Annotated in this window: 13 protein-coding genes and 5 pseudogenes; 7 read left to right on the top strand and 11 right to left on the bottom strand. The window is 65.0% G+C overall.

Features of this window, described 5'->3' with window-relative positions:
- Positions 1-36 precede the first annotated feature (36 nt).
- The 4 genes and pseudogenes from mtnA to EOA32_RS20925 all read left to right on the top strand — a co-directional run bounded on the left by mtnA (position 37) and on the right by EOA32_RS20925 (position 3,415).
- The gene (gene mtnA / locus EOA32_RS20910) at positions 37-1,131 is read left to right on the top strand and encodes an S-methyl-5-thioribose-1-phosphate isomerase (protein ID WP_128372752.1); all 1,095 of its coding nucleotides are present in this window, start codon (positions 37-39) and stop codon (positions 1,129-1,131) included.
- 6 nt (positions 1,132-1,137) lie between these two features.
- Positions 1,138-1,289: pseudogene (locus tag EOA32_RS39950) on the top strand (6,7-dimethyl-8-ribityllumazine synthase); the annotation flags it as partial.
- A 158-nt stretch (positions 1,290-1,447) separates the two neighbouring features.
- On the top strand, positions 1,448-2,512 hold the full coding sequence (fba, locus tag EOA32_RS20920; protein WP_067327727.1) for a class II fructose-bisphosphate aldolase: 1,065 nt from the start codon (positions 1,448-1,450) through the stop codon (positions 2,510-2,512).
- Positions 2,513-2,689: 177 nt separating this feature from the next.
- Positions 2,690-3,415, top strand: a complete 726-nt coding sequence (locus tag EOA32_RS20925; RefSeq protein WP_128372753.1) for an MgtC/SapB family protein — start codon at positions 2,690-2,692, stop codon at positions 3,413-3,415.
- 23 nt (positions 3,416-3,438) lie between these two features.
- Here the strand turns inward: EOA32_RS20925 and EOA32_RS20930 are convergent, their stop codons facing one another.
- The 8 genes and pseudogenes from EOA32_RS20930 to EOA32_RS20965 all read right to left on the bottom strand — a co-directional run.
- Entirely contained in the window at positions 3,439-4,671 is a 1,233-nt protein-coding gene (locus EOA32_RS20930; protein WP_128372754.1) for a VWA domain-containing protein, read from the bottom strand.
- Positions 4,664-6,922, bottom strand: a complete 2,259-nt coding sequence (locus EOA32_RS20935; RefSeq protein ID WP_128372755.1) for a DUF5682 family protein — start codon at positions 6,920-6,922, stop codon at positions 4,664-4,666. The genes EOA32_RS20930 and EOA32_RS20935 overlap by 8 nt, the downstream gene beginning before the upstream one ends.
- A 3-nt stretch (positions 6,923-6,925) precedes the next feature.
- On the bottom strand, positions 6,926-8,005 hold the full coding sequence (locus EOA32_RS20940; RefSeq protein WP_095776273.1) for an AAA family ATPase: 1,080 nt from the start codon (positions 8,003-8,005) through the stop codon (positions 6,926-6,928).
- Between the two features lie 19 nt (positions 8,006-8,024).
- The gene (locus EOA32_RS20945; RefSeq protein WP_245499341.1) at positions 8,025-9,332 is read right to left on the bottom strand and encodes a DUF5691 domain-containing protein; all 1,308 of its coding nucleotides are present in this window, start codon (positions 9,330-9,332) and stop codon (positions 8,025-8,027) included.
- Positions 9,333-9,466: 134 nt separating this feature from the next.
- On the bottom strand, positions 9,467-10,867 hold the full coding sequence (locus EOA32_RS20950) for an SWIM zinc finger family protein (RefSeq protein ID WP_128372756.1): 1,401 nt from the start codon (positions 10,865-10,867) through the stop codon (positions 9,467-9,469).
- Between the two features lie 99 nt (positions 10,868-10,966).
- Positions 10,967-11,191, bottom strand: a complete 225-nt coding sequence (locus EOA32_RS20955) for a hypothetical protein (protein ID WP_128372757.1) — start codon at positions 11,189-11,191, stop codon at positions 10,967-10,969.
- Positions 11,192-11,349: 158 nt separating this feature from the next.
- Positions 11,350-11,844, bottom strand: a complete 495-nt coding sequence (locus EOA32_RS20960; protein WP_245499342.1) for a VOC family protein — start codon at positions 11,842-11,844, stop codon at positions 11,350-11,352.
- Between the two features lie 53 nt (positions 11,845-11,897).
- Positions 11,898-12,152: pseudogene (locus EOA32_RS20965) on the bottom strand (aldehyde dehydrogenase family protein); the annotation flags it as partial.
- On the opposite strand from EOA32_RS20965, the gene EOA32_RS38715 reads away from it, so the two are divergent.
- A complete protein-coding gene (locus tag EOA32_RS38715; protein ID WP_156751111.1) occupies positions 12,136-12,291 on the top strand; it encodes a hypothetical protein in 156 nt (51 codons plus the stop codon). The pseudogene EOA32_RS20965 and the gene EOA32_RS38715 sit on opposite strands and share 17 nt — an antisense overlap.
- Here EOA32_RS38715 and hpaR read toward each other — a convergent pair.
- Positions 12,277-12,678 carry a homoprotocatechuate degradation operon regulator HpaR gene (hpaR, locus tag EOA32_RS20970; RefSeq protein ID WP_128372759.1) on the bottom strand — a complete coding sequence of 134 codons (402 nt, stop codon included), beginning with the start codon at positions 12,676-12,678 and terminating at the stop codon, positions 12,277-12,279. The two genes, EOA32_RS38715 and hpaR, sit on opposite strands and share 15 nt — an antisense overlap.
- A 190-nt stretch (positions 12,679-12,868) precedes the next feature.
- Here hpaR and EOA32_RS20975 point away from each other — a divergent pair.
- Together EOA32_RS20975 and EOA32_RS20980 are read left to right on the top strand one after the other, a co-directional pair.
- Positions 12,869-13,124: pseudogene (locus tag EOA32_RS20975) on the top strand (5-carboxymethyl-2-hydroxymuconate isomerase); the annotation flags it as partial.
- Positions 13,125-13,233: 109 nt separating this feature from the next.
- Positions 13,234-13,500, top strand: a pseudogene (locus EOA32_RS20980) (2-oxo-hepta-3-ene-1,7-dioic acid hydratase); the annotation flags it as partial.
- Between the two features lie 248 nt (positions 13,501-13,748).
- On the opposite strand, the gene EOA32_RS20985 reads toward EOA32_RS20980, so the two are convergent.
- Positions 13,749-14,768 (bottom strand): isopenicillin N synthase family oxygenase, encoded by a 1,020-nt coding sequence (locus tag EOA32_RS20985; RefSeq protein ID WP_095823943.1) that lies wholly within the window; start codon positions 14,766-14,768, stop codon positions 13,749-13,751.
- A gap of 231 nt (positions 14,769-14,999) precedes the next feature.
- Positions 15,000-15,077 (bottom strand): annotated as a pseudogene (locus EOA32_RS20990) (ABC transporter permease); the annotation flags it as partial.

Genomic DNA, 15,077 nt, shown 5'->3' on the forward strand with positions numbered 1-15,077 from the left:
CGCATTGGCCGCGCTGGTCGAACAGGAGAAGAGCCTTTGAAAGTCGGCGAACGCCACTATCGTACAATTTGGCTCAGCAACGACAAACGCTCGGTCGAGATCATCGACCAGCGCTGGCTGCCGCATGAGTTTCGCGTCGAGACGATCGGAACCGTTCCCAGCATCGCTACCGCGATCCGCGACATGTGGGTGCGCGGCGCGCCGCTGATCGGCGTCACCGCTGCCTACGGCGTCGCCATCCAGATGACCGACGATCCCTCGGACGAAGCGCTCGACGCGGCGTGGGAGACGCTGCACAAAACGCGACCGACGGCGATCAACCTGCGCTGGGCGCTGGACGAGATGCGGCGTTTTCTCAAGCCGCTGGCGCCGGGAGAGCGCGCCGAGGCCGCCTACCGGCGCGCCGCCGAGATCGCAGACGAGGATGTCGGGCTCAATCGCGCCATCGGCGAGAACGGGCTTGCCATCATCAAGGAGATCGCGGCGAAAAAGAAGCCTGGCGAGGCGGTCAACATTCTCACCCATTGCAATGCCGGTTGGCTGGCGACGGTCGACTACGGCACCGCCACGGCGCCAATCTATCTGGCGACGGAAGCCGGCATTCCGGTCCACGTCTATGTCGACGAGACCAGGCCGCGCAACCAGGGCGCCCAGCTGACCGCCTGGGAAATGGCCGGCCACGGCGTGCCGCACACGCTGATCGTCGATAACGCCGGCGGGCATCTGATGCAGCATGGCGACATCGACATGGTGATCGTCGGCACCGACCGCACGACGGCCAATGGCGACGTCTGCAACAAGATCGGCACCTATCTCAAGGCTTTAGCCGCCGCCGACAACGACGTCCCTTTCTATGTCGCGCTCCCCTCGCCCACCATCGACTGGACGGTCGCCGACGGGCTTGCGGAAATCCCGATCGAGGAGCGCGCGAGTGACGAGGTTTCACTGGTGTGGGGTAGGACGGCCGACGGCAAGGTCGCGCAGGTGCGCGTCTCGCCCGACGCGACGCCGGCGGCAAACCCCGCCTTCGACGTAACGCCGGCTCGGCTGGTGACAGGGCTGATCACCGAGCGCGGCGTGGCGAAGGCTTCATGCGAGGGGCTGAAGGCGATGTTTCCTGAGCGCAGTTAATCTTCCCCGGTGCTCTCGGCCGTGCTCACGCCGCACAACTATCATGAGAGCGCCGAGCACCGCCGCTTCTTCCACGAGAATTTTTTTTGGTGAAGGGCAAGGAAGCGGCGAAGGCCTGCGTCGAAATCCTTGCCGCGCGCGAGCGGATCGCCGCTTAGGCTCGACTCGGGCCGGATTTCAGCCCTGCAACAAGAATTGCGGCCGAAAGGGCTTCAAAAGGTTGCGGTAGGTCAGAAATCCGGCCAGAAGCAACGGGGCCGCCCGCCCGGGCGGCCTTTTCAAACACGGGCTCGAACCAGATACGGGAGACTATTCGTTGGCTCGCATCACACTGAGACAATTGCTCGACCATGCCGCCGAACAAGGCTATGGCGTGCCTGCCTTCAACATGAACAACATGGAACAGGGCCTCGCCATCATGGAGGCGGCCGAGGAGACCAAGTCGCCGGTCATCCTCCAGGCGAGCCGCGGGGCGCGCGCCTACGCCAATGATGTGGTGCTGGCCAAGCTGATCGACGCGCTGGTCGAGATCCACCCCGACATTCCGGTCTGCATGCATCTCGACCACGGCAACAACGAAGCGACCTGCGTCACCGCGATCCAGTACGGCTTCACGTCGGTCATGATGGACGGTTCGCTGAAGGAAGACGGCAAGTCGCCGGCCGACTACGCCTATAATTCAGGCATCACGCGCCGCGTCGTCGATATGGCGCATTGGGGCGGTGTCTCGGTGGAAGGCGAGATCGGCGTGCTCGGCTCGCTGGAGAGCGGCGGCGGCGAGCAGGAGGATGGCCACGGCGTCGAAGGCGCCATCAGCCACGATCAGTTGCTTACAGACCCGGTGCAGGCCGAGCAGTTCGTGCGCGACACCCATGTCGATGCGCTCGCGGTGGCCATGGGCACCAGCCACGGCGCCTACAAATTCTCGCGCAAGCCGGATGGCGCGGTGCTGGCGATGAATGTGATCGAGGAGATCCATCGCCGCCTGCCCAATATGCATCTGGTCATGCATGGCTCGTCATCGGTGCCGGAGGAGCTGCAGGAGATCATCAACAAATATGGCGGCCAGATGAAGCCGACCTGGGGCGTGCCGGTGGAAGAGATCCAGCGCGGCATCAAGCACGGCGTGCGCAAGATCAACATCGACACCGACAACCGCATGGCGCTGACCGGCGCGATCCGCAAGGTGCTGACCGAGAACCCTTCCGAGTTCGATCCGCGCAAATATCTGACGCCGGCCATGGCGGCGATGAAGAAGCTCTGCAAGGAACGCTTCGAGCAGTTCGGCACAGCCGGCAACGCGCCGAAGATCAAGCCGATCCCGTTGTCGGAAATGGCCAAGCGTTACAAGGCCGGCAGCCTCGACCCGAAGTTCGGCTGAGCCACCTCCTCCCGCGACCGGGTTCCAGCCGGTCGCGGGAGCACGCCCGCCCTCCCACGGCACCAGTCCCGCGGAACCTCACGTCATCGGCATTGGCCAAGGAACCATCCATGGCCGAGCTTAGTTGAACTGTCCTGACGCAATGGAGGGTGCGCCGACCGGCGTCGCCGACGGGAAATGCTCGAGCCGCTCTGCTGCGACATGCCGCTTCATCCGACATGGCCGGATCTCGTTGCGCGGCTGTTGCTGACGCTGGTCGCGGGCTTCCTCATCGGCTTGAATCGCGAAGCGCGCGGCCATTCCGCCGGCCTGCGGACGACCATCCTGGTCGGCCTCGCGGCGTGCGTCGCCATGGTCCAGGCCAACATGCTGCTCGACGTTGCCGGCAAGGGACCGGACTCATTCGTGCGCATGGATGTGCTGCGCTTTGCGCTCGGCGTGCTCACCGGCGTCGGCTTCATCGGCGGCGGCGCCATCCTCAGGCGCGGCGATCTCGTCACCGGAGTGACCACCGCCGCCACCATGTGGATCATGACGATGATCGGGCTGGCCTTCGGCGGCGGCCAGTTCGGCCTCGGCGCGATTGCTACAGCATTGACGCTGGTGACGCTGCAGGCCCTGAAGTGGGTCGATCTCAAGATCCCGCGCAACCATAAGGCGATCCTTGCGGTCTCATGGCCGAAGACAGCCCCGCCCGACCTCCAGGAGATCGTACGGCCGCTCGGATACGATGCCCGCTTCGTTGGCATGGAGCACGATGCCGACCGCGACCGCTTCGTGTTTTCCTTCCAAGTCAAATGGCGGCAGCCAGATGCAGTCGAGCCGTCAACTGAGGTGCTGGCGCTGGTCGGCCAACACTGTGAGATCGAGCGGTTTGAATTGATCAGCGAGAAAGCGCCCTGATCAGCGTCGGAAGGGTGGCGAAGCTATTCGGCTGCGCTTGGCGTTTCCGAATCCGGGCGAATAAGCTTGATGTCCGCTCCCGCCGCCCAAGCGCCGATGTCCTCCCGGCGCAGCGCCGCCGCCATCATGTCGGGAAAATGGTCCGGCGTGCAGGCGAAGACCGGGACGCCCAATGCCGCGACCGAGCCGGCCATGGAAGAGTCGTAGCCGGGACGGCCCTGGTCGGTGAGCGCCAGGAGCACAACGACATTGACGCCCGACCGCACCAGCGCAGCCAGCCGACGAAGCAGTTCCTGACCGTTGCCGCCTTCGTAGAGGTCGGTGATGAGGACGAAATGGGCCTTGGTCGGCCGCTCGATGCGCTCGGCGCAATAAGCGACCGCCTGGTTGATGTCGGTTCCGCCGCCAAGCTGGACGCCGAACAGCACCTCGACCGGATCGCTGAGCTCTTCGGTCAGATCGACGATCGCGGTGTCAAAGCAGACCAGCTTGGTGCGCACGACCGGCAAGGAGGCCATCACGGCCGCGAAGATCGAGGCGTAGATGACCGAACTTGCCATCGAGCCGGACTGATCGACGCAGAGCGTCACTTCGTCGAGGTCGACCAGCCGACGCTGGCGGCGCATGAAGCCGACGAGCTTTTCCGGCACCACGGTCTTGTGGTCTGGCTGGTAGTGGCGAAGGTTCGCCGCGATCGTGCGCGGCCAGTCGATGTCGCGCTGCCGCGGCCGGTTGGTGCGCCTGGAACGGTCGAGCGCGCCGCGGATCGCCTCGGCGGTCTTCTGCTCGAGACGCTGCATCAGCTTGGCGACGATGTCGGAAATGATCGAGCGTGCAATGTCCCTGGTCTTTTCCGGCATCGCCGAGCGCAACGAGACCAGATCGGCAACGAGATTGACGTCGGCCTCGATCGCCTTGAGGAATTCCGGCTCCATCAGCATTTGCTTCAGCTTCAGCCGCTCGAAGGCGTCCTTCTGCACGACCTGGACCACCTGCTCCGGGAAGAAAGAGCGGATATCGCCCATCCATTGCGCGACGCGCGGCGCCGAGCGGCCGAGGCCGCCGCGCCGCTTGCGCGGATCGCCGGCGTCGCCGCTGCCGTCGCCGTAGAGCGCATCGAGGGCTGCCGAAAGCCGCCGGTCCTCCTCCGACAGCGCCGAGAAAGACTCATCGTCGGCGCCGATCGCCAGGCGCCAACGGCGCTCCCGCGTCCCTTCGATCGGATGAAGATCGGGTCCGACCGTTTCATCATCCATGGTTGGGCTCCCCCGTAAGCAGCTTGCCGAGGAGACCAAAATGCCGGCGCCAGGCGTCGCCGCCATCGGGTGCCGGCGTCAGTCCGGCGGGCAGGCTCGCCCTGCGGCCGAGCACGGCCTCGATCAGGCGGCGGCGCTCCATGCTGTCGAGATTGGAAAATACGCGGCGCAGCAAAGGCAGATGCGCAACGAAGGCGTCCTCGTCGAGCGATGCCAGCCAGGAATCGACAGCGCCGCGCAGCCCCTCGTCATAGATCAGCCTCTGGCCGGCGCCGCTGAAGAAGCCTTCGAAAAAGGCGGCGGCATCGATGACCGGCGTTCCGGGCGACAGCCGCTTTGCCAAAAGGCCGGCCGTGGCCTCGGCCGAGAGGTGCCCGGCCTCGTAGAGCAGATGTGCGGCGCAGCCAGCAACGAGCGCCGTCGAGCGCGATGAATCGAGCACCGCCGCAAGGCCGTTCCGCCAGGCATCCAGGACATGCCCGTCCGGCTCGACCAGCCTGATCGCCTCGTCGGCCTTCCGCAGCGCCGCCATCAGCGCTGCGGCGGCCTGCGCGTCGAGATCGCGCGCGGCGTAAGGCAGCGCGATCGCGCCTTCGATGACCAACCGCTCCAAGAGGCCGGCAAGGCGCTGCGTCTCGGTTTTGCGCGCTTCGCCATAGCGGATGATGTCGGCAAGCGGGGGCACCGACGGAAGGAGCTCCAGGCATTCGCTGCTATGCGCCGCCTTCTCCTCGAGCGCGGCGAGGCCGGCCGCGGACGCCTCGCTCAAGGCGGCGGTGATCGCGCTTTGCACCAGCGTGGCCAGAGCATCGAGCGTCGAAGCGGCGCCGATCATCTGGACAAGCCGGCCGTTGGCGGCCTTCTCGATGGTCGGTCCGTAAATCAGGTTTTCGACCAGGCGCACGGCGTATTCCGGCTGCCAGGCCAGCAGCCAGCGCTCGCGGAACGTGCCGCGGCTGCGGCCGACATCCGTCAGCCTGCCCCAGTTCACGCCGAGCACGTTCAGCCGGTGCAGAAGCGTCGACCGAAAGAGACCGCTCTCGCTGCGCAGGTCGATGGAGAGCTCGCGCTCCAGTGCTTCAGGCTTGAGCCGCGCGGCCTTCTGGTTGCGCTGCAAATCATCGATCAGCGGCGCGAGCGGCGTGTCGGATGGAATCTCGCCGACATCGGCGCCGAGCAGCAGCTCGGCCTCGACCATCTTCCACAGCAGGGCCTCGCCGTTGAAGAGCGCCGCGATCGAGGCCTCGCGCAGTTCCTCGAAACCCGGTTTCGGGCGCTCGCGTATGGCGGCAAGCGCCCGCGCCAGACGCTCCGCCTCGATCAGCGAGGCGGTCGAAATCATATGGCCCTTGGCCCTGAGAACCGAAGCGATCCGCGCGAGCCACAGCACCGAAGCGTCGTCCTGCCCGCGCGTCTGCCACAGGTGCTTGCTCCAGCCCGGCGCGACGACACCGGCGCCATAGCCATAGCCCAGCGCCAGCCGCGGTCCGGTCCATGGCGCGAAGGTCATCGTGGTCTTCCGCCGGCCGATGCCCTTGAGCAGTGCCTGGTCGATCTTTTGCGGATGCGGAGCTTGCAGGGCGGGCACATGCCACGCGCCGCAGACGACGGCCAGCGGCCCGTCGATTTCTTTGCGCGCAGCGCCGATCTCCAGCCGCATATGCGCCTCGCGCATGGCCTCGAATTTGCCAATGGACGTCTCGCCGTCGCGCAGCGTCGTCATCGCGTCGGCGATGGCCGCGAAGATCGGCCCGGGTGCGGGATTCTGCTCGATGATATCGGACCACCAGCTTTCGCCGTCCTCATAGCCGGCGGCGCGCGCCAAGGTGCCAATCGGATCAAGGATCCGCGAGCTTGCTTCGCTCTGCTCTTCGGTGGCCTCCGGTTCGTCCGCATCGGCGTCGGTCGAACCCTCGGGCCCTTGCTCGGCAAGCCGCGCGGCGGAGGGCAGGTCGATGAAACGCAGCGCCGCCTTGTTGGCGACGGCCCAAAGCGCCGCCTGATATTCGGGAGAGAATTCGGCGAAGGGCCAGAAGCGCGTCGCGGCGGGATCGTCCTCGGGGTAGCAAAGCAGCGCCACCGGCGGCTTCATGTCCGGGCTGGCAACCAGGGGCAGCAAGGGCGAGGCATCCACCGGCCCCTCGATCAGCACGGCGGCCGGCTGCAATTCCTGCAACGCTCTAACCAGGCTCGCGGCGGAGCCCGGCCCATGATGGCGAATGCCGAAATAGCTGATGCCGCCTTGCGTCATGGCTCAGATGGCCGCGTTGAGCGCCGCGTAATAACCGGCGTAGTCCGGCCGCTTCTTCAGCACCGTCTCCAGATATTCCTCCAGCACGACCTTGTCCTGGACCGGATCCTTGACGATGGCGCCGACCAGGCTTGGCGCCAGGCCTTCGGCGTGGAGCTTGCCGCCGTCGAACCAGGCCGCCTGGCTGAGGCCGCTGATCATCGTGGCGATCGCCTCGGCGGTGGAGAGCGAGCCCGACGGCGTCTTCAGCGTCACCTTGCCGTCCGAGGTCGCGCCGGAGCGCAGCTCGCGGAAGATGGTCAGCACGCGCGCGATCTCCTCGCCGACATTTTTCGGCACCGGCAGGTCCAGTCCGCCGGCCATCTCGCCGACGCGCCGAGACACGATCGAGACCTCTTCCGCCATGTCCTCCGGCAGCGGCAGCACCACGACATTGAAACGGCGCTTCAGCGCCGAGGAGAGTTCGTTGACGCCCTTGTCGCGATTGTTCGCGGTGGCGATGATGTTGAAGCCGCGCTGCGCGTAGATCGAGGTGTTCAGCTCCGGCACCGGCATCATCTTTTCGGACAGCACGGTGATCAGCGTGTCCTGCACGTCGGAGCCCATGCGCGTCAGCTCTTCCAAGCGGCAGAGCTTGCCTTCCTGCATGGCGCGGTAGAGCGGCGTCGGCACCAGCGCCTCCTGGCTCGGCCCCTTCGCCAAGAGCTGCGCATAGTTCCAGCCGTAGCGGATCTGATTCTCGTCGGTGCCGGCCGTGCATTGCACGATCAGCGTCGAGTTTCCCATGATGGCGCCGGCGAGATGTTCCGAGACCCAGGATTTTGCCGTTCCCGGCACGCCGAGCAGGAGCAGCGCCCGGTCGGTCGCGAGCGTCGCCACCGCGGTTTCCATCAATTGCCGACGTCCGACATATTTCGGGGTGATAAGCGTGCCGTCGCCCGCCTTGCCGCCCATCAGGTAAGTGAGGACAGCCTTGGGCGACAGGCTCCAGCCGGCAGGCTTCTGGCGGTCGTCGTCGCGCGCGAGCGCCTGCAGTTCGGAGGCATAGACCTGCTCGGCCGGAAGGCGGATGGCTGCGTTCATGCGATCTTCTCCGGGTTGATCATCTGTCGGATTGCGAAGGGTTTCCGGCCAGCGCCGCATTGAGCCGCAGCAGGCCGAGGGATGGGGAAGCGGGCGACAGGCCGGCGGCGATCACCTCGTCGATCAATTTTTCCGCCGCCTCCGGATTGGCCAGAAAGCCTAGGGTCTCGAGATACTGCTCGGCGCTTCGTTTCATGACGTCGTTGTCACCCGAGACGGCGGAACGCAGCGCTGGAAGCGTCTTGCTCCTTGCGAGGTCGCTCCATTCCAGCCAGCCTGCTTCCGCGCCTTCGACCAGGTTGAGCGCGGCCAGATTTTGCCCATCATCCAGGATCTGCCTGATCAGCACACGCTTCCTGCCGTTGTCCAAGCGCGACATGAGCTGGAGGACGAGAAGCGCCAGCCTGCCGCCGGCGGCGACAAGCAAATCCGCCAAACAGGCGACCGCCGCATCGCTGCCGGACACCGCGATCATTCGAACGAGAAAGAGATCGGCACCCTCATCGACGCCGAACTGCCATGCGCCAATGAAATCGGGCTCAGTCTTGCCGAATTGGGCGATGAGATCGCCGAAGTAACAGGACGCGAACAGGTCGGCGCGACGCGACTGTTGCGCAGGCGACTTGGGTTTTATCGGCGTGTAGGTGGTGCGGCGGCGGATGAAGCCGGATTTGCCTTCCTCAATGAAAGCGGCGAGCTCGGCTATCGGATCTTTCGACGCGCCATCCGCTGGATCGCTACGTTCACCCAACCTTGCCAGGAGCCGGCCGGCCGTTTCGCGCACCTTGCCTGAGCGATCGGCGGACAGGCTCTTTAGAAATGGAATGTCATCGGCACTCAAGCCGAAGCGCATCAGCTCCACGAGCGCAAGCCTGACCTCCGCCGGCTCGCTCGCTCCCTTGGTCTCAATCAACGTCCGCGCCAAGACAGGCATGGTGCGCCGTAATTCGACCAAAGCTGTACGGCGCGCGGCAGGATAAAAATCATCCCAGGTTTCAGCGGTGAGTTGTCGTCGTCGAGACTGCCTGTCGCCATCCGCGCCTGCTTGCCAGTCGACCCAGGGAGCATAGATATCTGGGCTTTCCTGATCCGACGCAGCAGGCATCCAATCCATCGGATGCAGCACGAAGCCTCGGCTGGCGACGAGTGTGGCCACGCGGGTCTTGAGCCTCGCATCAGCGGCGTATTTCAATGCGGCACGCAGCAACGGTCGCAGCCAATCAGGAAGCATCGGCAGCGCGAGCATCGGCAGCGGCGGACGGCGTTTCAAGGTTTTGGGCGCCGCCGGCCGAAGCGCGACATCCAGCGCCTGCGCGGCGATCGCCAAGAGCCGACGTTCCTGCTCGTCCGAGCTGGAGGCAGCCGCGAACTCCTTCCATTCGGCGGGCGCCAATTCGAAAGCGGCGCCGCCCGAAATCCAGTTGTCGCGAAGCCTCGCCAGCCCTGCCTGCTCGAGCTCGTTCATGAGAGATTGAGCCTCCCGACGCTGCTTTGTGAGGCCAGAAGCTCGAGCCTGGCGCCGTTCCACAGCGCTGCCGTGACTGTCAGATCGAGGCCAAGCAAGGTCTGGTTGACGGAGCCGGCGACAGGCAGGGCGATGCCATGCGAATCGTTCGCCGCCTGCCACCAGGCGCCATCCTTCTCGTCCAGCGCGATCGCGCCCGCCGGCAGGAGGATCGGACAGTCGGACAGCCACGGCGCGCCGTCCTGGAAAGCTGCATAGGCGGCCAGCGGATCGCCGGCAGCGTTCGGAGCAAAATCGGGCCAATTGCCGGACGACGCATCGCCCAGGCGTTCTGCGACCAGTGCGCGAAGCGGAATTCGGGATGGATAGAACACCAGCCTCGCTTTGAAGCGATCCCCCGGCGCGAAGGCGCCGGAGCGGCGCCCGGCCGAGGCCGGGAAGAAGTCCAGGAGGACGGCAAATCGTGGGATTGGGCTTTTCAGATCGAGCGGCCAGGTCGCGTGGCTGACCAGGCCGTCGCGACGGGCCTCGATCTTCTCACCCAGCACCTCCCAGTCGCTCTCGACCTTGACGGCATCCGGATTGGCAAGGATCTGGTCGCGTGTTTCGGATGTCGAGACCAGGCGCTTCAGCTCGGCATCGTCGGGCGCGGCACGCCAGGCCTTGGCGAGCAGCACCAGCTTACCCAGCTCTCGGATAGCGGCGTCCGGCCGCTCTTCGCTGCGCAGCGCCATCAGTTTCGCGGGCAGCTCGTCGATACGCCCGGCCAAAGCGGTCGCCTTGAGGTCTACAAGCCGCGCCGCGATGCGGCGGCAGCGCTCGCTGCTGGCGTCGACAAAACCGGCAAGGCCGAGCCGAAGCTGGTCGGCAACCCACTGATCCAATTCGTCGAGCGCTGCCGACGCGGCACTTCGCGTGTCCTCGGCGCGCTTGCGCTGCGCCGCCTCGCGGCGCTCGGCGGCCGCGGCGTCTTCTACGGCAGCGCTTTGCTCGGGCCGCAACGCCTCGTCGATGCTTTTGCTTTCCGCGCTTGCCGGCGCCGGCGTCGGCGGCTGGCCCGGCTTGCGGCGCCGCCCGAGCCAGTCATTGACCCATTCCGGCGTCTGGTCGACCCGATCGAAGCTGGCGGGCGCGGTGGCGCCGATCCACATCAGCCCCAGTATGTGCTTGCACGGAAATTTTCGCGATGGACAGGTGCATTTGTAGCCGTGGTCGCGGGCATCGAATGCGACGCGGTAGGGATTCGCTCCCGAGCCCTGGCATTCGCCCCAGATGAGGCCCAGCTGTTCGTTTGTCTCGAGACGGGGCCAGTTGGACCGCTTGGTCAGCTTGGCGGCGGCGCCCAGCGAAGCCTGGTCGGGCGCGAGCGCCTCGATTGTTTTCAAATCCAGCTGCAAGCCGCTCCCTCATGACCCCCGAAGCATGATGTCGCGACGATAGATACCTGTTTGCGGCGCGCTGGTGTAGCTCCAGCCGCTGAAAAGTTGGTGTCTTGTCTAACGTTGCGTTGCCCTGTTCATCGTCAGGCGCGCACCCACCAGGATGGCGTGCACAGCATAGGCGCGGCGATCCTCGGAGCTGACGGCCAGCCGATCGGCACGCTGTCGATCGCCTCCCCCTGTCTCGCGCGTCGACGATGCGGTCGCGGCCGCAAAGGGCGAGGCGGCGATCAGGGCGGCGCGGCTCATCTCGGCGCGGCTGACCGGCGAGGCATAACTCATCTCCTCCGTTGCGGCGAAGATGGTTAGGTGCTGCCGACGCCGTCCCGATGGCAGGTGGCGTCGTGCCCCAGCTTCTCCAAGCCTGACTTCATCATCTGCCTCCTCACCAGTTGCTTCGCGTTCCGCAACCGGCGGATTTCGCGGTCTGATTCTCACCGTCAAACACCGTCCTGGTAAAATTCGATCGGCAGTCCATCAGGATCGGCGATGAAGGTAAACAATCGCCCCGTGTAGGGATCTGTTCGGATGGGCTCCACCTCGACGTCTCGCGACCGAAGCAGCTCGGCTGTTACCTCGACCGAGGCGACCACGAATGCAATATGCCTCAATCCACAGGCCTCGGGCCTGCTGGGCCGGCTTGGCGGATCTGGGAAACTGAACAGCTCGATCTGGATGGGGCCGTGACGCAAATCGCACTTCCAAGACTGCCTTTCGGGGCGCCAGTTTTCGGCCAGAACGACGAAACCGAGCTTGTTCGTGTAGAACTGCTTGGAGGTCTCATAGTCACTGCAGATGATTGCGACATGATGGACAGCCAGGAGCATCAGATTGGCCTCACGTAAGCGTCGATAACGGCGACGCAGCACAGTCGCATCAGCTATGCCTTGGCGCAACCAGGTACCGACGCCGGCCTTGCCGGCTTGGGCGAGCATCTCCACAAGGTCCAGCCACCCTCCCCTTGAGGGGATCGTTATCCGAGCGCTATCTACGCCGTCTTGAGATCGGTGTACTTCTCGATCGCGTGCAGCGACTTGTCTCTGCCGAAGCCGGACTGCTTGAAGCCGCCGAGCGGTACCGTGATGTCGGCGCCGTGGACGACGCCGGCATTGATGGCGCGCACCATGCGATGCTCGGTCGAACGCTTCGAGGTGCACACGGCAGAAGCAAGACCATAGACGGTGGCGTTGGCAAGGCGCACCGTCCCTTCCTCGCTTTCGAAGCGCATGACGCCGAGCACCGGCATGCACAATGTGATGTTCGGCCGCGTCGTCGACATCCGCCATGGCAGCGACGAGGCGGCGCTGCTCTATGTCGGGCGCAACTACATGCAGCCCAGCGCACTGGGAGTTTCGGTGGCTAGTCGGTCAGTCTGGCGCTGACTCCGACTCGATCAGGCTTTCCAGCATGTCCAGCAGGCGCTCGTACTGCTCGGCGCCGTAACGCTTCTCGATGGCGTCGTAGATGGCGGTGCGCTCGGGCGCCAGCTCCTCGATCAGCGCCACGCCGGCCGGGCTGATGGCGAGCAGAGCGCGGCGGCCGTCATCCTTGACCTTGTTGGTGATGAATTCGCGCTCGTCCAGTGCTTTGATCATGCGGGTGAGGCTGGGCGGCAGGATCGAGGCGCGGTTGGCGAGCTCGGTCGCTTCCAGCGGACCGGTCTCGGCAAGCACGCGCAGCACGCGCCATTGCTGCTCGGTGATGTCGTGGCGAGCAAGCATCGGACGAAAATGCGCCATGATCACTTCGCGGGCGCGAAGCAGAGCCATGGGCAGGGAAGGGCGGGTGCTGGGCGGCAGCAGAGTCAACTCTCCGAAAAGTTCCAGTCCAGTACGACTCGCAACAGAAATTAACGCTCGGATCGCAGCTATATCCGCGATTTCTCCGAGAGCGGCAATCCCGTCCCCGACGACCCCGTCGACATGGAGACCAAGCACTTGACATTCGGTCGCCAAGCCCTTGCCCCACATGGGGGTCGAATATTCGGCGAATCTCGACGCGAAGGTCGAGATGAGCGAGCTTTGCGCGCTCGTTTCACGCATCATCCTCGAGACGCGGCCTGTTCGAGCCCGGGGCCGCGCGGGTGCGCGCCTTCCGTGCAGATCCTTATGCGATCGCGGACCGGCTCCCCGAGAACGGCTTCATCGACATGAATTTCCGCATCGGCAGGGGCCGCAGCGCGGAGGAGAAGAAGCGGACCGGCGAGGCGATCTTCACGGGGGTCATCGCGCGCGTTCTATGTCGACACGCTCGGCCTGCAGGTGAGCGACGAGACCAGCGACGCGATCTATCTGCGCGCGCTGGAGGAGCGCGGCCACCCCAGCCCGCGCGAGGCAGACCTGCGCTGGATCGGCGCCATCGTGTCGCGCAACGGCGAGGTGGAGGAGACGGGGCTCGTCGCCGGCGTGCTCGACCACCCGGCCAAGGGCATTGTGTGGCTCGCCAACCGGCTTCACCAATACGGCATGCAAATCGAGGCCGGACAGGTGGTGCTGTCGGGCTCCTTCATCCGGCCGGTCGAATGCCGGCATGGCGATCGGATCGTCTCGGATTTCGGGCCCCTTGGTGCGATCCGCATCGCTTTCGCCTGACCGGCAATCCTCGCTCCGCGAATTTGCAAGCTGCGCGGCTGCGCTGCCCCAAAGAAAAAGGCCGGGCGCGAAAGCGGCCCGGCCAAGAAATGAAGGTCATAACCTTCAGAGGGGAACATCGCCCGGCGCAATGGGAGGAAAACACCGAGCGATGGCCTCTATTTGGGGCGGTTGCGGTATATTTTCCACGAACTGAATTCCAAAAACTGGCCGAAACGCGAAAAAATATCGCGTGGCAGCGGCAAAGCTCAGCCAGCCGCCGCTGCCTTTTCCAGAAGATCGGCATAGTGCTGCCGGGCCACGTCGGGATGCGACCTCAGACGGCTCTTCAGCACATTGGTTCCGACGTTGCGGAAGAGCGGATTGTCGGGATCGCTGGCCGGCCCGCGCGCCTCAGCCGCCAGTTCCTGCGGAAGGTCGAGCAGCGGGATGGTCGCGTCGAGCCGGGCGCTGAAGAAGAACGGCACCGAAATCCGCTCGACGCCTGGTGGCGGCGTGACGACGCGGTGCACGGTTGCTCTCAGATACCCATTCGAAGCGAGTTCGAGCAGCTCGCCGATGTTGACCACGAGCGTTTGCGGAATCGGATCCACATTCACCCAGTTGCCATCATATTCGACCTGCAGCCCCTTGTTCTCGTCCTGCAGCAGAAGGGTGAGGAAACCGCCATCCTTATGCGCGCCGACGCCCTGGTCGTCACCGGTGGCGTCGCGGCCTGGGTAGCGCACGATCTTCATGCGGTGGTTGGGCTCGCCGCGATAGATCGGGTCGAAGGCGTCCTCCGGCTGATCGAGTGACAGCGCGAAGGCCTTGAGCAGCCGGATGGCTACCTCCGTCGCCTTGGTCTGCCAGGCAAGCAGCGCCGGCTTCAGTTCGGGCAACGCAGCCGGCCACTGGTTCGGACCTTGCAGCCGGGTCCAGGCCGGCACGCTCGGCCCTTGCGAAATGGTCGCGCGCTCGACGCCGATGTCGAGCTGCTCGCGCCAGTCGGCCTTGCCCCTGGTCAGCTCGCCGCCGGCACGCGTGTAGCCGCGAAATTGCGGCGACTTCACCATCTCGATGGCCAGCTTGTCGGCCTCCGACAAGGCAAAGAAGCGCCGCGCGGCATCGAGCACCGCGTCGATGTCCGGCTGCGTTATGCCGTGGCCGCTGAGATAGAAGAAGCCGACATCGCGAGCGGCGGTGCGCAGATCAAACAAGAAGGTCCGCAGTTCCGACTCGCCCTGCTCCAGTCGGTCGAGATCGAGCACCGGGATTATTCTGGCCATGGACAGCTTCCTCTTGGCGGCAACTCTCTGTTTTTCGCAAGTCCGGACGGAAAACCGATGCGCACTTTTCCTGGAATTGCTCGAGCAACCCCGCCGCACGATGACATGCGCGTCATTGCAGGTGAAGAAACGCGCCAACCAATCTCGTTGCAAATGGAGCAAGCCGCCGCTCAATTCCCGGGTTTTCGCGGCAAATTGCGTTCATTCGACTTCCTGCTTCTCGCGTTTCGCCTATCCGCGATGATCCAGCCACGCGACCAGCCGGTCACACCACTGGATGCCGCAGACCAGCACGATCAGCACCACCAC

The sequence above is a fragment of the Mesorhizobium sp. M1A.F.Ca.ET.072.01.1.1 genome (genome assembly GCF_004023325.1).
Lineage (GTDB): Bacteria > Pseudomonadota > Alphaproteobacteria > Rhizobiales > Rhizobiaceae > Mesorhizobium.